The sequence below is a fragment of the Nitratireductor soli genome (assembly GCF_001050155.1).
In the GTDB taxonomy this organism is placed as follows: domain Bacteria; phylum Pseudomonadota; class Alphaproteobacteria; order Rhizobiales; family Rhizobiaceae; genus Nitratireductor; species Nitratireductor soli.
Window position 1 is genome coordinate 80,190 of sequence record NZ_LFVY01000016.1, and the last position, 20,228, is coordinate 100,417.

A 20,228-nucleotide genomic window follows, 5' to 3' on the forward strand; every position below is an offset into this window, starting at 1 on the left:
GCCAGCATCGGCCGACCGGTAATTTTGGTCAGAGATTTTTTTGCAGCCTGCCGTCGGCCACTGGACCGCAGGTAAAGAAGGCGGGACAGAAGGGGCATGTGCGGTCGGATCGCTCAGGCGTGAAGTTTCCGCCCTCGATCGCCGCGAAGACTTCGGCAAGCTTTTCTGTTCTCTTGCCGAGCGCCTTATGGTCGAACTCGACCCTTGTAGTGTGATCGTCGTCGCCGAGGTGGACGATCTCGACCGTGCAGCCGGGAAGTGAGTTGGCGGCCGCCATCTGGAAGGCGGCGTCGGCGAGGCCCTGTCCGGTTTTGGAGGATCGGTGACCGGTCCGAACCATTCGCACGATATGCCGTCCATTAGGTGTCATCACGACATCGTCTGCATTTGCCGAGACGGTAGTCGTTCCGAGCCCTGTTTGGAGAGAAGGCGGTATCGAGCGGGTTGTACCCGCGCGCATCGCCACGAACCGCTGGACAAGCAGGGTCGCAACTTCACGGTGCAGCCGATATTCCTCCCCAGCCAGTGGCCCTTCAGACCATCTCTGCTCCAGCAGTCTCTCCATGTCACCAAGCGACACGACGGAGGGATCAGTGGCGGCGATTTCCGTCACGATGGCGCGGACCAGATCGTGCATTGTCGTCATGGTTGTTGGCGTGCGTCGACCGCCGACGCCAAGCACATGGGTGTACAAAAAGCGCCGTGGGCACCGATCATACAGATCCAGTTGCGCTGTCGTGACCTTGATTTCAGGCCCCAATACGATCGGGAGCGGTTCATCCTCGGGGTCCGGTTTCCGATCCGCGTGCGGCGTTGCCGCGCGGGTTGTCGTTACACCTAACCGTGCGATGAAATCCGAGGGATTACGCCGGTTGCCGTTCGCCATTCGGGTCGCTGAGTAAAGCAGGAGGCGGTCCCGGGCACGAGAGGCGGCGACATATAAAAGGCATTCCTGCTCGAGAGCGTGATCCGCAGCAGCCAGAGCGATCGTTCCGCCTTCTCCGCCAGCGATCATGCCATCTGGCACCGGACAGGCCGGCTTACGTGCAGTGCTGGGCATGCTCCCCTTATTCAGACCCATGACGTGTACCACGGGGAACTCGAGACCCTTGCTACCATGGATGGTCATCAGCCGGACCGCGTTGATGCCCTGAGCGGCCAGCGGAATCTGTCGAAGATCCCGTTCATCGGCGAGCTGGACAAGTCGCCTGATCCCGTCGAGCGTGCGGTGGATCGGCAAACCCGGCCCCGCACGTTGAGCGCGCAGGAAGCCCATCAGCTGCCAGATCGCCACGCCCATGGCGCGACTCGAGATATCGTCCGTCGAAGCGATCAGCGCCGCCGTTCGTGTCCGATCGAGCATGACATGCGCCAGCACGGACCAGGGAAGCGCATCGGTGCCAAAGCCGTCCAGCATGCCGGCCACCCGGCGCATGGCCTCAGTGTCAGCGGCGTCCAGGGTTGGCAACGAGGGCAATGAACCGGCCCAGGCGAGCGGTCCGGCTTCCACCTGCCGAAGGTGCTCGACCACCGCTGCTGCACCCGCCAGACTTAGCCCGGTCGACAATCCCTGGAGCGAGGCCTTACGCACCAATCCCATGGCCCGCCTGTCGACGAGCAACGACAGAACGGACAGCAGATCCTTGACCTCGGGTCGTTCGAAGAGATTGCCGAGGTAGAGGACCGGAATTCCGCGTCGCTCCAGTTCACGACCCATGCGGTTGAGCCGGTCGTTGCCGGGGCAGAGCACAGCCTGGTCGCGGAAGGCGACGTCCTGAGAATGGCGCAGAATTTCGTCGGCGAGTGCGTCCGCCTCGTCGTCGTTGTCACCGAAGGTCACATGCTCTGGCGGGACACCGCTGGACGGTCGATCTGCTTTGAGGGAGGCATCGCCAGTGCCAGCCTGCATGCCCCCGCCGAAATTCGAAAATGCGCCAACGATCTCGGGCGTCGAGCGATAGTTGAGACGCAGCCGATCACCAGTACCACCAGGAAAGTCCTCGGTCCTGAATCGCGACATGTTGAATGAGGATGCGCCGCGGAACCTGTAGATGGCCTGCCGCGCATCACCAACGGCCCAGAGGTTTTTGCCAGCATCCGTCAATCGCTGGAGCAGCCTCACGCTGCTGCGGTTCACGTCTTGATACTCGTCGACGAGGATATGGCTATATGTCGCGCGCAGAATCGAGACTGCCTCGGCATCGGATTCGAGCAGCTTTACGGGCAGAGACACGAGATCGCCGAAGTCCACCGCGCATGCCGCGAGCTTCAACTCCTCATATTTCTTATAGACAAGCGCGACTTCGGCGCACCGCTCAGCGGCATTGCGGGCCTCGGGGTCAGTGGCCCTGTCCAGCATCTCCCGCGCCAGCGCGGCGTAGCGGTCAGCGTCCGCGACCTCGTCTTTCGCCCGGGATATCGCGGTGAGCATGTCCTTGAGGGGACGATCGGGATTCATGAACTCCCGATGATGGGTGAGGTCCAGTGCGAGATATTCGCGCTCCATGATCGCGATCGCCTCGCTGCGATCCATCATGCGGGGCTCTCTCGGGAAGCCCAGCTGCTTGTGGTATCTTCGCACCAGATCGAGACCGAAGGCGTGGAATGTGCCGATCCACATCGCCGACGCTGCCTCTGGCCGCAGTCCGGCGACGCGCTCGGATAGTTCTCCGGCAGCCTTGTTGGAGAAAGTCAGCACAAGAATCGATCGGGGGTCGATTCCTTCATCGACGAGGCCGGCGACCCGCCCGACGAGGGTCTGCGTCTTTCCCGTTCCCGGTCCGGCCTCGAGAAGATAGGGGGCCCCACGATGCCGTGCAGCCTCGCGCTGCTCATCGTTGAGCGGCTTCGGAGGCCTTACCTCGGCCTCGTCGGGGTCCGGCTCGACCGCCGGAAGCAGCAGCGCATCGAGAAGCTGTAGCGCGACGACGTCGAAGGGGGCTCCCAGCCTCGTCGCAATCTCTGATGCCGTCATGCCGTCAAGGTGGAGTGCGCGAGCCCGTTTGCGCGGTAGCAGGAGCTCGCGACCGAACAGGTCCATCTGGACCTCGCGGCGCTGCCGCCGGCTGTAGTCGACGACCCGATCCTCGCCAACGGGGGCAGCTTCCGCTGGCCGCGTGGGATCGACGTCGTGGGCGACGTGCTCGATCCGGTCGTCGCCGAGCGTGGCGTGACCGAGTTCGTGGCCCACCAGGAAGGCCTTGAAGAAGGTTGTTCCCGAGTCCTCGTGCCTGATGGCACGATTTATTGGATCGAACTGTGCCCGGCCGCCCTCCAGGATCGCGCTGCCTGGCTCGACAAGCTCGATGTCCAATTCCAGACCGGATGCGGCGGCTTTAACGAGCGCCTCGGGATCCCAAGGGTCAGCGCCCTTGGAGACCACCTCATCATGAAGCGCCGCAGCACGCTGCCGCGCGAGTTCGACAGCATCCATGGGTCAATCCTGTGAGGCCAGCAACTGCTGCCGTCGCTCATCCGGCACCTTGCACTGCTTGAGCAGGTCCTCGAACGTGATTTTCTCCTGCTCGGCGGATGGAGCATCGTCGGCTTTGTAGCTGATGCCCGGAGCAAGTCGAGGTGGTGCTGCCATGAAGCGGCGCAGGTCGTCCACGGTATAGCGGAGGCCGCGCGCAAGAGCGTCGACGAACCACGCGGGCACGCTGGCGATGTCCACAAGCCGGGAGCTAAACCCCTGGATCACCCCGCTGGGCACATCAAGGGCGCGGCGAAGCCTTACCAGCTCCTGGGGCGAGACGTTGGCGAAGGGGTCGACCACCGCGGCGGATGCCTGAACCGGTGACGTCGCTCGGAAGGCTGCAAGGGACGCTTCTACCCATGCCTCATCGGCCGGCGCGGTGATCTCTCCAGTTGCGCGCTGCAGTCTGAGATCAAGGGATAGGTCGATCAACTCGCCCGAAAGATGTGGGTATAGCTGAAGGTAGCGGTCAAGAGTCGCATTGTCGTGCGCCTGCTCAACTGCGAATGCGAGGAGGATCTCCTCTGCGCTGTCGTTGCGGCTGTCAGTCATGGTTGTCTCCAATCGACAGAGCTTGGCGTATCAGTCGGTATGCTTCGTCACGTCTATTCCGAACCGTTTTCTCGGATTTGACGCCGATCGCCTTTCGAATGGTCATGACGCTATCGTCCGACGAATCGATTGGCATGTCCCTCATGATCAACTCAACGACTCTGCGTAACTTGTCTGGCAGGGACCTAATCGCGTCGGCTACGCGCGACCGGTAAATCGGATCGTCAGACAGCAATTCCTCTTTGAGGTCTAAACTCCCGACCGCGCGCTCTACCGCCAGCGAGGGTTCGTTTGTCTCCTGGTCAGCCTCAATGGCTTCGGTGCGCGCCGCCTGTCTCCTCGCCCTGTGCATGGATGTCGTGCGGAGCGCTACAATGGCACCGGCAAACATGACCTCGAAATAGTCGAGGGCAGACCCTGGCTCGGCTCGATCCTCGATCAACTTGCGGACGAAGGTATCCCTTACCCTATCGCGAGCATCTGCGGCATGGACCCTCTCGGACACGTCGATGCGCTCGCCGCCGACGCGTGGCAGTGCCGATGAGAGTCGGCGCATGAGTTCGCGGTAGAGATCGTTGAAATAGCTTTCGTCGTTGTCATGCCGCGTGTCGCGTATCAGATAGACGATACACTCGGACTTCACGTAGAGCGGTGATGACGTCTCGCGGATCTTCAAGGCAGCGATGATTTCCTCGCGCGACTGCTCAATGAGTCTCGCCAGCGCTTCCTCAACATCCGTGCGACGGCTGTAGAGCGCCCCGTCGGATCTGCGTTTCGTTAATGGCTTTACGTGTCGCGTGTCCAAAATCCCCCTCCCAAAAATTCATCCCCAATACTTTAGCTGTCAATGGAAAAGGCAGTTTTGATAAGACGCACCGGATCCAACGATATATCCTTCCACTCATATACTTGTTGCTGTTTATAGCCTTAATTTCCAGCATCACGCCCCATCATAGCTGCGATCCATCAGAGGTTTCGCTTTGTCCAACGTGGCGACGTCAGTGATGATGATTTCAAGGTCGCCAGTGCCGAAGTGACCGATATTGCGCACGTCGCGGGTAAAACCCGGCTCAAGTTGTATGGTGGCCGGATCGACCTTGACGAAAACTTTGAGGTGCCTGATCTGCGGCTTGACCTCGACGCACGCAAAGTTCTTCAGGCGGCGGAAGGCGACATAGTTGTCTAGGGTCTTCAGCTCGACATCATCGCCTAGCGCCAGCAGGTACGCCTTCGTTGCCTCGTAGAGATCGACAAGATCTTGGTCGGCATCCGCGAGGTACTGCGTAACAGTCTTCTGGCGCGACCGAGGTCGCATCGCCGCAGGCTCGCCTTGGGCGTCAACGCTGGCGGAGATTTCGCGCGCGGGCCGCTCCGATGCCGAGGTCAGCAGTTCGAACAGCAACAGTTCGTCACCAAAGCGGCGATAGCGAACCAGCGCGATATTTCGGTTCATCTGGTTGACCGCATGAGCATCGTATTTTGTGAAATCACCCGCGATGCAGATCAGCCGGGGCGTCGTCCAATCGACGGCCTTCGCCTCTTCGGCGCCGAAGCGCTCCAGAACAAGCCATTCGAAATCACGGCGGTGATCCATCAGCCAGTCGAGGTAGAATAAGCCTTGGTTGATGACGTTCTCATTGCTGGCCCGTTTGTACTCGACGATCACTGGCGAACCATTCTCGTCTATGCCCAGCGAATCCATGCGTCCGCCGTTTGTCGTCGGAAACTCCGATGCAAGAAACCGCACACCGAGGAACGCTTCCATGTTGCGTTCAATAAGGGTCTGCAACGACTTCTCCAGCGCAACCGCGCTGCCGCGAAGCTCTGTGACCGAAGCACTGTCCGTGCGAAATAGTTTTATATCGCTCATACAAAAATCACCAAATGAACTGGTGCCCCATTCTATCAAGTCTTCTTAGGCGATCCTCGTAGTCCGGCATGATCGTTTCCAACGACCGCCAAAATCGCCGTGAATGATTGTGCTCAAGAACGTGACAAGCCTCGTGTGCAATAACGTAGTCGACCAGCGGCATCGGAGCCATCACCAAGCGCCAGTTGAGGCGGATGCGCCCCCGTGAATCGCAGCTTCCCCAGCGTTTGGACTGGTCAACGACATTGACGGTCGGTGTTGGAATGCCAAGCGTCTCTGCGATCATTCGCGCGCGGGCAGGAAAATGCTGGATCGCATGCGCTCGGTACCAGTGCCTGAGCCCGCTGCGGACAGCGGCGCGCTGAATGGATTCATGGCCATTCGGCAGCACCGGCGCGACAAGGGTGGAACCTCTCGCAGCAATCCGGGTCGTGACGGCGGTTTCGTCGGGAATGAGCTTCAGGCGATATTGGCGGCCGAGGTAGTGAAAGGTCTCGCCACTCACAAATTCCTTGGCGACCGGCTGCCCCCCAAGTTCGCGGTACGCCGCCTGTTTGCGAAGCAGCCAAGCGCCTTTCTTGCGAACGATGCCGAGGACGCGGTCATCGTCTAAGTCCGACGGCGCGAGGACGCGCACTCCGTCGAAGCCAACAGATATCGCCACGGTTTTCCGGCGCGCCGTCCGCTCGATCAGGAATGCAAACGTTTCGCCGCCAAAAACGATGGAATGCTGAGCCGCGTCCGTCATCCCGCATACCTCGCGCGGGCGACATCCATGATCTTTGCCGTCGTGGCTTCAACCTTGTGCGCATCCAATCCCAAGCTGCGCAATTGCTCCTTGATGGATCGGCGCATCTGTCGCTGGACGTCCTCCTTTTGATGCCAGTCGACAACCTCGGCATACTCCTCAAGCGCCTTGGTGATACCGGCAGCGCTCCGGGAGCGTTCGGGGTCTGGTAGGTCAGCGTCAATGAAGGGCAGGATGGCGGCAGCCGTTCCGGTAAGGCCGTCGCTTCTGCCCGCCGCGCCCGAGCGAATATCTGCGGCTTGCCCGACCATTGCTTCAAGCTGGGTCAAGGCGCTGGCAGCGGACACGCGAGCTTCCCGCCTGTCATTGACGATCCGCTCCAACTGTTCCCAAAGCGAGGCGTAAGCCGTGGGGTTCTCGTCGCGGTGGACGTGGATCTCCTGGCGAATGGCGTGCTCGATCTCGGCAGCCTTGGCAGCGCTCGACCTGAGGCTTTCCAGATGCGGACGGAACGCGGGGTCGAGAATATCGAACTTCACCAGCAGCTGTTCGACACCCGTCACCGAGAGGTGGCTGGTGATAATCTCGCCCACCTTCGCGCCGTAGTCCTTCGGGTCAAATGGCTCCTCGTGATAGGCGCGGCGGGCGAGAACGCGAATGCGCGATAGCCACTTCAGGTCGGACGGATAGGGTTCTTCCAATGCCTTGGGATCAGGCAAGACCATGTCCATGGCTTCGGCAAAACGTAGGAAGTCGAGCTCGAATTTGGCGCGGATGTCGTCAGGGCGCAGCAGTTCAACGCACGCCAAATCGTCCTGACGGCTAAGGCCTTCGACGAGCCGAATGGCGGCCCGGTGCCGACTCTCCAGAAGTTGGATTTTCTCGGACAGCGGACGGAGCGCGCCGGCTATGCCATCCTCGTCGGAGAACATATCCAATGCGTCAGAAATGCGCCGATTGTCCCCCCAATAATCCACGACCAACCCGTAGGTCTTGCCATCGGCGGTGCGGTTCACGCGAGCAATCGCCTGCAAAAGCGTGTGCTCTCGCAGAGGGGCATCGAGATACAGAACCTGCTCTACCGGCGCGTCAAAACCGGTGAGCAGCATATCGCACACGACCAAGATTTTCAGCGGATCGTCACGCTTCTTGAACCGGCCAATCATGGTGTCGCGGTCGCGTTTGGACAGGTGATGGGCTTGCAACCGGGCGCTGTCATTGTTCGACGCGGACATGATCAGCGCGCATTCTGGCGCACCGAGCTGCCGCAAAGCTTCGACGTAGGTCACGGCGACGTCTCGGCTGACCGTCACTATTTGGGCTTTGAAACCATTCGGTTCGATAGTGCTTCGATAATGCGCGAGAATATCCCCAGCGATGGCCTCGACACGAACCGGCGCTCCGGCCAATTTCTCTTGAAGTCGCATGCCGCGCTTCAGCTTCTCAATCTCGTCGTCAGACAGTTCCGGGAACGTGGCCCGAATATCCCGTTCGAGATCGCGCCCGTCGATCCGAAGTTGCGCGTCGCGCATCTCGTAGTAGATCGGGACGGTCGCTCCATCCTTCACGGCCTGGTCGATCAGGTAGCGGTGCAGGTAATCGCCGAACACCTCACGGGTGCTACGGTCCTTCTTGTCGATGGGCGTGCCGGTAAAGGCGATCATGCAGGCATTGGGCAGCCCTGCGCGCATCCGGGCGGCAAGCGCGCCATATTGCGTGCGGTGCGCTTCATCGACCATGACGAATACGTTCCGCGCCTTGGAAATGACCGACGAGCGTTTCGGCACGGCACTGTGAAACTTATGGACGGTCGTCAGAACGGTTGTTCCAGCGCCGCCCGACAGAGCCTTACGCAGCGCGTCTCCGCTTTCGGCCTGTATGGGGTTGGCAAAGCCGGAGCGCTGGAATTGTCCGGTGATCTGGTCGTCAAGATCGGTTCGATCCGTGACGATGACAATCGTCGGGTTCTCGGCTTCGGGCAAGCGTCTGAGCTTGGTCGCCAGAAACACCATCGTCAGCGATTTACCGGAGCCTTGGGTATGGTGGATAACACCGCCACGGCGCTGCGGATTGGGTGCGGTTCGGATGCGCTCTATCGCTTTGCCAACGGCAACGAACTGCTGATAACGCGCCAATTTCTTGATGCGCCGCCCGTCGATGGTTTCGAACATGACGAAGTTGCGGATGAGATCGAGCAGATTGGCCGGTGCGAGAAGCCCGGCAAGCAAAATGTCTTGCCCGGTTGGCGTTCGACCCAATTGCGCGGACAGCGCATCGAGCGTGAGTGGATAGGGATCTTTCCACTCAGCCCATTGGCGAGCGGGGGTCAGCGTCGTGCCGTACTTTGCCACGTCGCGCGCCAATGCAATGGAAATCTGTGCCGTCTCGAACAAACGGGGAGCGCCAAGCCCCGCGAATTCGTCGCGGCTCTCATAGCGCCGGAACTGACGGATCGCCTCGCCCATCGGGTCGGCCAATGATGGCGATTTGCATTCAATCACCGCGAGCGGGAGACCGTTCACGTAAACGACGATATCGGGGATGATGTCCTGACGAGCACCCTTGATGGCGACTTGGTGGGCGAACTCGAACGTGTTTGCGGATGGATCGTCGAAATCGAAGAACCGAACATTGCGGTCCTGTCGTCTGCCGCCTTCCGTGTGGGGGGCCGTCACGCCGTAGGTGAGAGCCGTATAAGCGCTCTCATTGGCTTCCATAACATCGACGGCTGTAACGCGCGTGACAGCCGCAACAGCGCGGCGGACACCGTCCTCGCCGAGCCACGGATTGAAGCGCTTCAGGCACTCTGTAAGGCGAACCGTCAAAACCGGCTCGGTTGCCAGACTATCGCGCAACCGTCGCACGTCGTCTGGAAACAACGGCTTATAGTCGAAGAGCACCCGCAGCAGGTCTGTCGCCGGCTCCTCTACCCATTCACGCTCTAGCTGCTCGCTGGTGTCGCTCATGCCGCTTGCCCAGCTTTGTCGCGATGCCGCGCAACAATGCTGTCTGGAAGGCGCACGCGACCGGACAGAAGCTCCTGGACAAGAGCGGAACGCATTTCCACGAGAAGTGCAAGACTTGCCTTCTCAGCGTTCACTCGGGCATCAAAGCTCCTCGCGATCGCGGCAATCTCCAACTGTTCATTCATCGGGGGCAAAAGCACCGGAAATGAGCGCAGATCGCTCGTGTTTATCGACGCAAGATTTGTCGTTTGCTTCGATGAAAGACGGAAGTAAGCCTTTCCCTTTCGGCTGGCGGCCAACAGAGCTAGAAATTCGGGGTTGAGTGTGGGCTTACACCTAACTGCGAACACGTGGTTCTGATGGACGCAGGGCAAGACTTGACCAGCCCAAACACATCCACGACCAAGCTTGTCGAAATCTCCACCCTCGTTGAAGAGAACATCTCCTTCTTGGAGAGAATAACGACCAAGCTGATCCCGCTCGATCGTGATCAATTTGATTTCTTCAAGATCCAAATAGCCATCTTGGACGTTTGCTACCCTCAAATACGGGACTGAAAGCGGGGTTTTGAACTTCCGTTCTTTGCTCTTAGATATCCCGGTTCGGATTGTCGCGACATCGCGCAATCGACAAATGTTCCAGCCTCTTTGAGTGGAAATTCTAAGGCGATCCTCCAAAATCTCGTTTTTTGTGCTCAGCAGCGCCGCAATCAATGCCTCTGTTTTGGCTATAGCCTCCTCCGCAGAACCCAAAACCTCCGCAATCGCACGCTGTTCGGCGAGCGGGGGAAGCGCAAATTTGAAGGCAGACAAATCGCTGAACAGAATAGATTTTCTGCGATTTACCCCGCCATTGCTATAGGGGGCGAAGCGGCCACTTAGCGCGAATCTCTTAAATTTTTGGAGAGCGACTTCAGGGTCGATCTCTTCGCAGTTGGTTTCGAAAACCGTATACATCGGGCTTATCAGACCCGCGTCTTCATTTTTCAGGTAGTCGATAGAACCTTCATCGAGGTGAATCGTGGCGTAGGCAAATTGCCCACGCTTCACAACTTTATATTGCCCGGTATTTTCACTATGAACGGACTTTGAGAAATACTCATTGGAGCGAACGAAGCCCCGGTGCTTCGTCATGCTCAAGACCGGAATGTCGGCGCTCGTGTGATTTCTATTCGAGATTTCTTGGGCGATTTGACCGATGCGCACTTCTCGCCAACCCTTGGGCACTTCAACTGACATAACCCATCTCCTTGAGAAGGGCGTTCATGCGTGCGGCAGCGGCGTCCCGGGCATTCTCAGCATCCCAGAGCTTGGCAAGCTCAGCCTGCACATCAATTGGCTTTTCGGGCTCCAGTGTGTCGATGTAACGGGAGATGTTGAGGTTGAAATCGTTCTCCTCAATCTCATTCATGTCGACAACGCGGCAGAAGCGATCCTCATCCGTCCATGACTTGAAGGCGCCAACGATGCGCGTGATGTTACCTTCGCCGATAATGTTCTTTTTAGGCCGCTCCTCGAGCTCTTTTGCGCCGTGAATGAACAGCACTTTGCCCTTCCGCTCGGGCGCTTTCGCCTTGTTGAGGATCAAAACGGTTGCTGGAATGCCGGTGCCGGCGAACAAGTTTTCTGGCAGGCCTATAATGGCCTCGAACAGATCGGCTTTCAGCATCGCCTCGCGAATGCGGCCGTCGCCCGAGCCGCGGAACAGCACCCCATGCGGCATCACCACGCCACACACACCCGTGGCGTTGAGTGTCGCCACCATGTGCTGAACGAAGGCCAGGTCGCCCATGTTCTTAGGAGGAATGCCGTAGATGAAGCGGTTATGCCCCTTCTTCTCGGTGTCGCCTGACACATCCTCCGCGCCCCAGCTATCCAGCGAAAAAGGCGGATTGGCGATCACGCGGTCATAAAGGAAGAGGTTGCCGTCCTGATCGAGCAGGCGCGGATTGCGGATCGTATCGCCCTTTTCAATACGCGCATCGCGTAGCCCGTGCAGCAGTAGGTTCATCTTGGCGATGGCCCATGTGCCAAGGTTCTTTTCCTGCCCATGCAGTGTGATGTTGAGTGCTTCACCCAGTCTCTTGCCTTCAAGCTTCGCCACATGCTCCGCGACCTGAACCAGCATGCCGCCGGAGCCGCAGGTGGGATCGCTGATGCGCATGCCTGGCTTGGGGTCCAGCAACTCCACAATCAGCCGCACGACATGATGGGGGGTATAGAACTCGCCACCCTTCTTGCCTGCATCATCTGCGAATTTGTCGATCAGATATTCATAGGCGCGACCAAGCATGTCCGGCTCGGAAAGCGAGGCGTTCGACAGGTCGATGCGTGAGAAGTGATCGATCAGACGCGACAAAACGCCTTCGCGGTTCTTGGCGTCGCCAAGGCGTGATTCGGAATTGAAGTCGATATTGGCCAGTACGCCTTCAATCGAGGGATTGGCGTCCTCAATCGCGGCGCATGCCTTGTTGAGGTGATCGCCAATGCCCGTCGTCAGCTTTTTGATCGACGACCAGCGCGCGCGTTCAACCAGAAAGAACTCATGCTCGTCCGGGTCGCTGTAGGCGACATCCTCCGGCAGACCCTGACGCATGGCCTCCTTGGCTTCTTCTTCGAAACGATCAGACAGCCGCTTCAGGAACAGAAAGCCAAAGATGTAGATCTTGTAATCTGAACTATCGATGGAGCCGCGCAGGATGTCGGCGGATTTCCAAAGATGATTTTCCAGTTCGGTGCGTGTAAGCTTGGCCATGTTTTCCTCAATTGTTCTGGTTGTCGCCAAACAGACGAGCGTCAATCAGACGCCGCGCGAGTGAGCGGCGGATTTCGGCAGCCTCCAGGGCGGTGCGGTAGGCGATTTGCGCGTCCTTAACGAGGGCGGCGATGCGCTCCTGTTCGTTCCGCGACGGCAGATTGATTTCGAGCTTGGCAAGGTCTTTTGGCGACAGGGACAGCAACGTCGTCGCCCCTCTCCGCAGAACCTCGATCTTTGGGCGAAACACATCGCTGGACAGGATTGCAAACAGCGCGCCGCCCGCCACATCGGGGCCGGGTCGCACGACAATGATGTTTGCGCTGGCGATAGCCCCTACTGTCTCATCCCCCACAAGGCCGAATTTCAGGAGCGTACCGCGCCCCGTGACGAGCACGTCATCGACCTGCACCGCATAGGTCGCCGCTTTGGAGGGAGACGAAAAGCCTACTGTGTCCAGCGCTTCTCGCGCGGCTACAGCGCCATCTTGGAGATCACGTACGCCGATAACCGGCAGCCGTTCGCCAGGGCGAACCACCGTTTCCTCGCGCGACACGCCAACGCCCGCAAAGACCTCCGCAACATCCAGAAGGCGGGCGGCGGAGCGACCGAGGGCGACTGTTTTCACTCGTTTCGTCATACGCGATTTATAGCCGTAGCGCACTACGCCGTCAAGAGAATATAAAACCGTAACTAGCTACGGCTAGCAATTATTTGATTTACTATTGACCGTCAAGCGAATCGCGCTCATATAGGAGACGTCAGGCTAGAGTCTGGCGTTGGGAACATAGGAGAAATGCATGGCATCACGGGCGAAGCCCAGTGGCCTCACAATTACGGAGCGCGATGCGGCGCTCATTCGCGGAATGATCAAGCGGGGCGACCGCCATCACGATATTGCAGCGTTCTTCGGCCTCAATCAGGGCCGGATCGCTGAAGTAAAGGATGGGACGCGGTTTCCTGAAGTTCCGCCGGTGAGTCCAGACGAACTTCCGCCGAGGGGGCCGTATCTCACCTCGAAGGCAACATGGACGGAAAACCGACTGGTCTCGTAAACCAGCCGATTTCCGAATACCTGGGCCGAAGCCCGCTAGGCATGCTTGAACACCATTACCCTAGCTGGCCCATCCTCAGAAATCAATGACCCGGCGCTTCGGACGGGTCTCATTTCCGGCCCAAGGAGGGCCAGCTACATGTTTGAAATCCTTCGCGCGAACGCAGGCGGGTACTTCTGGCGTCTTAAGGGTGCCAACGGCGAAACCCTGTGCCACTCCGAAGTCTACACCTCCAAACAGTCCGCACAGGCGGGCGTCGATGCGGCGAAGAGGGTTGCCCCGCTCGCCCAGGTCCACGATCGGACCTAACGTACCTATCTTGAGTTTGGATGAGCCCCGTAGTGAACGCTGCGGGGCTCATTTTTCTGCACAGCCCTTCAAGCTAAATCTGATTGCCCGACACGCGGCGGCTTGGCCCTTTGCAGTTGCTCACTCCTGGATTTCCCACGCCCCGCTTTCAAACGCATCTCAACGATCCGTCGTGATTCGCAACGCCGACACCTCTCAAATACTCATATTTGACTGATAATCAGAGATTCATCGTCATATATGAATTAAACTCTGCGCGCTGTTTCCATCTCATCGCCGACGAAAGCAGCCTCATAATCGCGTGCGAGCCCGCCAGAGACGCCAACCTGCCTGAAGGCTTCCCGCCATCCGTCCGAAATGCGCTGCGCCATGGTTCGGATGATCTCCCGTGCCTCGGCCTCGGAAATCTCGAAAAATTCGCAGGCTTCCAGTGCGAGGATGATCGACCGATCATGAGTCCCGCCCTCAAGGATCGCCGTCTCGAGATACGGGTTGCGATCCGGCGCCGGGTTCACGTCGAATACCGGCGACAGCCGCCATTGACCCGCTCCCACATAGAGGAAGCCGTGGTTCTTCAGGTGATCGTCCTTGTTGGACACGAGGATCGTGAAGATCAGACGCCGATAGAGCTCGCGAAAGTCGGCCATGGGGTCGGATGAATAAGACCGCATGAAATCGACGATCTCCGTATAGGAACCCAGCTCCGCCCCTGTCTTGCCGAGCGCGGTGCGCGCGGAGATGTATGGGATCCGAGCGGCCCCACGCCGGTCGAACCGCTGGATCAGCGCGACCGGGAACGGCGTGTCGGCCAACTCCAACCGTGTCTCTGGCGTGCGGATACCGCAGGCTGCCGCCAGGCGAAGGGTTGCGACCTCGACGCGCTCGATCGGCTGTTGATCGTGGACCGAGGTGAACTTCGCCAGCCACAGCACATCGCCGTCCCTGACATTGGCTTTGGGGCGAGCACCGCCGGAGCCGCCGGCGCCGGCCAGAGCCTGCATCTCCTCGGGTGAGATTTCCTTGCCCTGCTCATAGGCGCGCGCGATCACCGTGATGGTTTCGAGATCGACCAGACGCGGAACGGCGTCCGCTGCCTTGCCGCGAATGACCTCGCCCTTGTCATCCAGAAAGCGCAACGCGCCCTGCCGGCAGGTATCGTCGGAAAGCGTCAGATACTCGAATTCGTTGAGACCATTGCCATAGGCGCGTTCGAGCAGCCTGCGTCCCCAACTGTCTGGAGCCGCATCCGCGAAAACGCCCGCCAAGGCGTCGCGCATGTTGCCGGGCTGACCCGAGGTGTGAAATGGGCCGGCCTCAAGAGGAAAATCGGGCTGTATGGCGAAGGCGCGCGGGTTTTCGATCCATTCGGCGTCATAGGCGAAGGTCGAGAATTGGCGTGGCCCGGCATGGGTGAAACGCAACTGGCCCACCGATGCGTGGCCTTCGCCAAGCGCGACATGGGCGACGAAATCGGCCATCAGAAGGAAGCCCCGTCAGGGTCCACAACGTCCTGCCGATCCTGCGTCTCCTCCGTCTGAGCCTTCTGCTTTTTCAGCCTTGCCGCGAAGGAGCGGCCCCTGCGCGGTCCGTGCTCCGCTGCCAGCGCCAGCCCCAGATCGTCCTTGCGGATATCGACCAGGTCAGCGAGGCGCTCCAGGAGGCCGAGCACAACGAGAACGTCGGCAAGCGTTCCGATGGCAACGCCCGGATCGCCCCGTTCAAGGCGGGCGATGGAACTTGGCGAGGTTCCCGCACGCACGGCGAGATCCGCCACGGCGATGCCACGCCGCAGACGCGCGTTGCGGATATCCTGGCCCAGTCGTTCCAGTGCTGGTTTCGCCTTAGGGGAACCCATCTAAATCGTCCATATATGACACAATGTTGCTGACAACTGCTCATATATGACCATTTAAATCCAAAGTCAAGAATACCAGTCGGCGCCCGCCTGGGTCACCATCGCCTCGTTTTGGCGACCGGCGACAGGCGGGTGTGAACTGAGGCGCCGATATTCTCGATCTCCTTAGCGATTGGCGGTCAGTGCCTCGAGATAGGGCCGAATGACCGTGGCGACCGTTCCTCGCTCAGCCTGGCTGGCAATCTCGCTTGCCGTCGTCTTGCGCTGGCGCAGCGCTTCCTGAAGGCCTTCGATCGCCACGGACAGGCCAATCTTGTTCCGATATCGGAAGCAATCGGCAATCGTCTTTGCGACGCCGAAAACCTTCACGGGCACCCTCTCGACCGGGTGGGTCTCAACCCCCTCCGTAAGGAGACGATCTGTGAAACGTACCAGCCGAATGGGCGTGCCTTTGGGTTTCGGGGACCAGTCCTTCCGGCCCACCGCGAGCCAAACTTTCCTGGGCAGCTGATCGGTCAGCCCGTGGAACGCCAGGGCAGAAACGAGGCAAACGACGCCCTTGGGAATCCGTTTGGCCGTCTCTGCAAGACTATGGTGAACGTCGAGGGGCGCGTCGGAAAGCTGATAAAGTCCGCGCGCGAGCCGAAGCACCTCGCCGTCACGTTCCATCCGGCTCATGGTGGCAGCCGTTACACCCGCTTCGCGCAGCTCTACCAGGCGCGAAATGCCGCGCGCGGTCAGCACGGTATGGGCAATCTGGCGTTGGGACATGGATGACGGCACGATACGGAACCTCGGAGAAAAGGACCTCTTATCCGAGGAATTGTATCAATCTGCGTGGATGAAGAAAGGTGCCAGGTAGAAGAGGCTGCCGCTCTACGAAACGCGTTCGCCTCAAACGGACCCCTGAGCCAACAGCGACGACTGCTCAACAGGTCACCTTGTACATCCGCACCGGGAGGGGAAAGCCTTCCCCTGCGCCCGAGCCTTGGTCTCGACCGACCCCTTCTGCAGGGCGGCTGCCCCGCAACGCCCCGCTGAGAGTGAGAGAGTGGACTTGTTTCCCGTGACGGGTTGAAGGTCGGAGAAGAGGTCTCCGGCGCCCGTCATGGAGATTGGTCCCATGAATATGCAGGTCCTCGATGCGCGCCGTGACACCCGCGGCGGTTACAAGGTCGATGTCGGCCGTGGCGAGCGGGTCGGCCGCGTCTCGTCCGAATGGTTCTCGCGTCCGGCCGACGAGCGCTACCTCTCCTTGTCCGAGTTGGCCCACACGGTCCGCGACCGCACCGAACGCAGCCGGACGCGGGTGGTGGAGAGCGCGCTCATCCATGTCGAGGCGAACCGCAACGACCCGGAGCGGCTGGCCCTGATCCTGCCGGGCACGGATGCGCCAGTCGCGCCGACGCACTGGTCCTTCGGCCAACTCGCCAGCCTGGTCGGAGCGCCCGCCGCCTATTTGCGGCAGCTCCCCGCCGCCCTTGCTGGCATCAACCTGCAATATGGCCTGACCTCCAATCGGGCCGAGCAGATCAAGACGCTCGAAACCGATACTGGGCGTGTCGAACTGCGCGCCGTCACTGGCCCGGACTATGGCCGCATCTACGATCACGAACTGGTCGAGGCGGTGCAGCGCATTGCCGGCAACGGCACGGGCGACACCCGCTGGAAGGTGCCGGGCGTGCTCGACTGGTCGACCGGGATCTACAATCCGCGCGTCGACATCACCAAGGATACGACCACGCTCTATGCCTCCGACCGCGACGTCTTCCTGTTCCTGGTCGACGACCTGAATCCGATTGAGGCCGGCCGACTGCCGGACGGATCGCCCGACCTCTATTTCCGCGGCTTCTATTGCTGGAATTCCGAAGTCGGCGCCAAGACGCTCGGCATGGCGAGCTTCTATCTGCGCGCGGTCTGCCAGAATCGCAATTTGTGGGGCGTGGAGGATTTCGAGGAAATCACCATCCGCCACTCCAAATATGCGGCCAACCGCTTCGCGCATGAGGCAGCCCCGGCGCTGCTGAACTTCGCCAACTCCTCGCCCCTGCCGTTCGTCAACGGCATCAAGGCCGCCCGCGAGCGGATCGTCGCCAGAACGGACGAAGACCGCACCGACTTCCTGCGTCGGCGGGGCTTCTCCAAGGCCGAGACCGGCAAGATCATCGACAGGGTGCTGGCGGAGGAAGGCCGTCCTCCGGAGTCCATCTTCGATTTCGTGCAGGGCATCACTGCCGTCGCGCGCGACAAGCCGCATCAGGACGCCCGCCTCGACATGGAGGGTAAGGCCAAGAAGCTGCTCGATCGAGCTGCCTGATTTCCGCGAAGCCGGGGATGCGGTTGTCCGTGTCTCCGGCTTTGCGCTTCCGTGCCTTTCTGGTTTGCCGGTCCGTGGCGCTGCCCCCTTTAGAGGAAGAGGGCGGCGCTTCGCTCCGTGACGGGTTGGAGGTTGAGAGAGAGTCTCTCGGCCGCCCGTCGCGGAGTAATCCCCGATGGCTACTGCTGTTCAGAAGATCATCCTGTCGTCCTCGCGCGACATCCCCTTCAACAAGCTGGTGCTCAGCCAGTCCAACGTCCGGCGGGTGAAGGCCGGCGTCTCGATCGAGGACCTGGCGGCCTCGATCGCCCGGCGCGGCCTGATCCAGAGCCTCAGCGTCTTCCCCGTCGTTGACGCCGAAGGCAACGAGACCGGCATGTTCGAGGTGCCCGCCGGCGGCCGCCGCTTCCGCGCACTCGAACTGCTGGTGAAGCAGAAGCGTCTCGCCAAGGTCGCACCCGTGCCCTGCGTGGTCCGCGATCGCGACGGCGTCATCCTTCCCGAGGAAGTGTCGCTCGCCGAGAACATCGAGCGCGCGCCGCTCCATCCGCTCGATCAGTTTCGCGCCTTCCACGACATGCTGACCAAGGGCATGACCGAGGAAGAGATCGCCGCGGCGTTCTTCGTGCCCGTCAACGTGGTCAAACAGCGGCTACGCCTCGCAACCGTGTCGCCCGCGCTGCACGACGTCTATGCCGACGATGGCATGACGCTGGAGCAGCTCATGGCCTTCACCGTGTCCGGCGACCACGAGCGTCAGACCCAGGTCTGGGACGCGATCAAGGACGCCTGGTCGAAGGAGCCCTATCAGATCCGGCGCATGCTGACCGAGACCACGGTGCGCGCCTCCGACAAGCGCGCCGTCTTCCTTGGAATCGACACCTATGAGGCCGCTGGCGGCATCGTCATGCGCGACCTGTTCCAGGCCGACGATGGCGGCTGGCTGCAGGACGTGGGGCTTCTCGATCGCCTCGTCGCCGAGAAACTGAAGGCCGAGGCCGAGGCGATCGCCGCCGAAGGCTGGAAGTGGATCGAGGTCGCGGTCAGCTTCCCCTACGACGCGGTACGCGGCCTGCACGAGGTCTCCGGCGCGCCGATCGATCTGTCGGCCGAGGAACAGGCGACCATTGATGCGCTCACCGCCGAGCAGGCCAGGCTCGAAGCGGAATATCAGGACGCCGACGAGCTGCCCGATGAGGTCGACGAGCGTATGGGCGAGATCGAGACGGCTCTGGCCGCGTTCGACGATCGCCCGGAGCACTTCGACCCGGCCGACATCGCCATCGCCGGCGTCTTCGTCAGCATCGACGCCGACGGATCACTTTCGGTCGATCGCGGCTTCGTCCGGCCCGAGGATGTGCCTCAGGTCCGTGCCGATGGCGAGGAAGGATCGGAGACAGACACCGAATCCGTCGACGCCGATCGCCCGTCGGTGCAACGCGCCGTCATCACCATCGGCGGCCAGCCAGTCGAACCCGAGCAGGACGATGAGGACGACAGCATCAGGCCGTTGCCCGAACGCCTCGTCGTCGAGCTGACCGCCTACCGCACCCTCGCGCTGCGCAACGCGGTGGCGGAAAACCCGCACATCGCCATGACGGCGCTCCTCCACAAACTCGTCTCGGACAACTTCATGACCCGCATGTACACGGGCGCCATGGAGGCCGGGGTGAAGCACATCTTCTTCCCCGTTCAGGACGAGGCGCTGAAGGACAGCCCTTCCGCTCGCGCCGTGCAGGAGCGTCACGACGCATGGGCCGCCGACATCCCGAAGGACGACGACGCCCTCTGGGACTGGCTCGCCGCGCTCGACGATGCCAGCCGCATGGCTTTGCTGGCGCATTGCGTCAGCTATGGGGTCAACGCGCTCTATGAGCGGCCGAACCCGCACAGCGCGGGCGGCGTGTCGCAGCACACGCTCGATATGAGGCTCGCGCAGGCCGATCGGCTGACGCGGGCGACCGGGCTCGACATCGTCGAAGCCGGTTGGCGCCCGACCTTCGGCAATTACCTCAGTCGTGTCACCAAGCCTCGCATCCTCGAAGCTGTCCGCGAAGGCGCCGGCGAACGGGCGGCAGAGCTTATCGACCATCTGAAGAAGGGCGATATGGCCAAGGAGGCCGAGCGTCTCCTGGCCGATAGTGGCTGGCTGCCTGAGCCGCTTCGGATTGCTAGCGTCGACGGCGATGCGGCATCGGAAGTGGACGGCGGCGGAGAAGCCGATGGGGCCGAACTGCCTGACTTCCTCAGCGCCGACGAGGAAACGGAATCGCCGGCCGATGGCGAAGACGACGAGCGTCACCTCGTCGCCGCCGAATGAGCGGGCT

At 60.7% G+C, this 20,228-nt stretch carries 16 protein-coding genes; 4 read left to right on the forward strand and 12 right to left on the reverse strand.

Annotated elements, in window-relative coordinates:
• Positions 1 to 28 precede the first annotated feature (28 nt).
• The 9 genes from AB843_RS19375 to AB843_RS19415 form a co-directional block, all read right to left on the reverse strand.
• Positions 29 to 3,433, reverse strand: coding sequence for a UvrD-helicase domain-containing protein (locus tag AB843_RS19375; RefSeq protein ID WP_048648535.1), 3,405 nt, complete (start codon positions 3,431 to 3,433; stop codon positions 29 to 31).
• Positions 3,434 to 3,436: 3 nt separating this feature from the next.
• Positions 3,437 to 4,027, reverse strand: a complete 591-nt coding sequence (locus tag AB843_RS19380) for a hypothetical protein (protein WP_048648536.1) — start codon at positions 4,025 to 4,027, stop codon at positions 3,437 to 3,439.
• On the reverse strand, positions 4,020 to 4,832 hold the full coding sequence (locus tag AB843_RS19385; protein WP_048648537.1) for a hypothetical protein: 813 nt from the start codon (positions 4,830 to 4,832) through the stop codon (positions 4,020 to 4,022). The genes AB843_RS19380 and AB843_RS19385 overlap by 8 nt, the downstream gene beginning before the upstream one ends.
• A 135-nt stretch (positions 4,833 to 4,967) precedes the next feature.
• Positions 4,968 to 5,897, reverse strand: a complete 930-nt coding sequence (locus AB843_RS19390) for a DUF5655 domain-containing protein (protein WP_048648538.1) — start codon at positions 5,895 to 5,897, stop codon at positions 4,968 to 4,970.
• Between the two features lie 7 nt (positions 5,898 to 5,904).
• Positions 5,905 to 6,645: a M48 family metallopeptidase gene (locus AB843_RS19395; protein ID WP_048648539.1), complete on the reverse strand. Its 741-nt coding sequence runs from the start codon at positions 6,643 to 6,645 to the stop codon at positions 5,905 to 5,907.
• Positions 6,642 to 9,611, reverse strand: coding sequence for a type I restriction endonuclease subunit R (locus tag AB843_RS19400; protein ID WP_048648540.1), 2,970 nt, complete (start codon positions 9,609 to 9,611; stop codon positions 6,642 to 6,644). Before AB843_RS19400 ends, AB843_RS19395 begins: the two co-directional genes overlap by 4 nt.
• The gene (locus AB843_RS19405; protein ID WP_048648541.1) at positions 9,608 to 10,849 is read right to left on the reverse strand and encodes a restriction endonuclease subunit S; all 1,242 of its coding nucleotides are present in this window, start codon (positions 10,847 to 10,849) and stop codon (positions 9,608 to 9,610) included. Before AB843_RS19405 ends, AB843_RS19400 begins: the two co-directional genes overlap by 4 nt.
• On the reverse strand, positions 10,839 to 12,365 hold the full coding sequence (locus tag AB843_RS19410; protein WP_048648542.1) for a type I restriction-modification system subunit M: 1,527 nt from the start codon (positions 12,363 to 12,365) through the stop codon (positions 10,839 to 10,841). The genes AB843_RS19405 and AB843_RS19410 overlap by 11 nt, the downstream gene beginning before the upstream one ends.
• A gap of 7 nt (positions 12,366 to 12,372) precedes the next feature.
• The gene (locus AB843_RS19415; RefSeq protein ID WP_048648543.1) at positions 12,373 to 13,005 is read right to left on the reverse strand and encodes a restriction endonuclease subunit S; all 633 of its coding nucleotides are present in this window, start codon (positions 13,003 to 13,005) and stop codon (positions 12,373 to 12,375) included.
• Between the two features lie 160 nt (positions 13,006 to 13,165).
• On the opposite strand from AB843_RS19415, the gene AB843_RS25105 reads away from it, so the two are divergent.
• Both AB843_RS25105 and AB843_RS25110 read left to right on the forward strand, forming a co-directional pair.
• The gene (locus AB843_RS25105; protein ID WP_082143911.1) at positions 13,166 to 13,420 is read left to right on the forward strand and encodes a hypothetical protein; all 255 of its coding nucleotides are present in this window, start codon (positions 13,166 to 13,168) and stop codon (positions 13,418 to 13,420) included.
• Between the two features lie 138 nt (positions 13,421 to 13,558).
• The gene (locus AB843_RS25110; protein ID WP_082143912.1) at positions 13,559 to 13,729 is read left to right on the forward strand and encodes a YegP family protein; all 171 of its coding nucleotides are present in this window, start codon (positions 13,559 to 13,561) and stop codon (positions 13,727 to 13,729) included.
• 245 nt (positions 13,730 to 13,974) lie between these two features.
• Here AB843_RS25110 and AB843_RS19420 read toward each other — a convergent pair whose 3' ends face one another.
• From AB843_RS19420 to AB843_RS19430, 3 genes are all read right to left on the reverse strand, one after another.
• Positions 13,975 to 15,207: a type II toxin-antitoxin system HipA family toxin gene (locus tag AB843_RS19420; RefSeq protein ID WP_048648544.1), complete on the reverse strand. Its 1,233-nt coding sequence runs from the start codon at positions 15,205 to 15,207 to the stop codon at positions 13,975 to 13,977.
• Entirely contained in the window at positions 15,207 to 15,584 is a 378-nt protein-coding gene (locus tag AB843_RS19425; RefSeq protein ID WP_048648545.1) for a helix-turn-helix domain-containing protein, read from the reverse strand. Before AB843_RS19425 ends, AB843_RS19420 begins: the two co-directional genes overlap by 1 nt.
• Before the next feature lie 165 nt (positions 15,585 to 15,749).
• Positions 15,750 to 16,355, reverse strand: a complete 606-nt coding sequence (locus tag AB843_RS19430) for a type IV toxin-antitoxin system AbiEi family antitoxin domain-containing protein (RefSeq protein WP_244468031.1) — start codon at positions 16,353 to 16,355, stop codon at positions 15,750 to 15,752.
• Between the two features lie 352 nt (positions 16,356 to 16,707).
• Between AB843_RS19430 and AB843_RS19435 the strand changes: the two genes are divergently transcribed.
• A complete protein-coding gene (locus AB843_RS19435; RefSeq protein WP_048648547.1) occupies positions 16,708 to 17,901 on the forward strand; it encodes a hypothetical protein in 1,194 nt (397 codons plus the stop codon).
• Positions 17,902 to 18,076: 175 nt separating this feature from the next.
• Positions 18,077 to 20,221: a ParB/RepB/Spo0J family partition protein gene (locus AB843_RS19440; RefSeq protein ID WP_048648548.1), complete on the forward strand. Its 2,145-nt coding sequence runs from the start codon at positions 18,077 to 18,079 to the stop codon at positions 20,219 to 20,221.
• Positions 20,222 to 20,228: the final 7 nt, after the last annotated feature.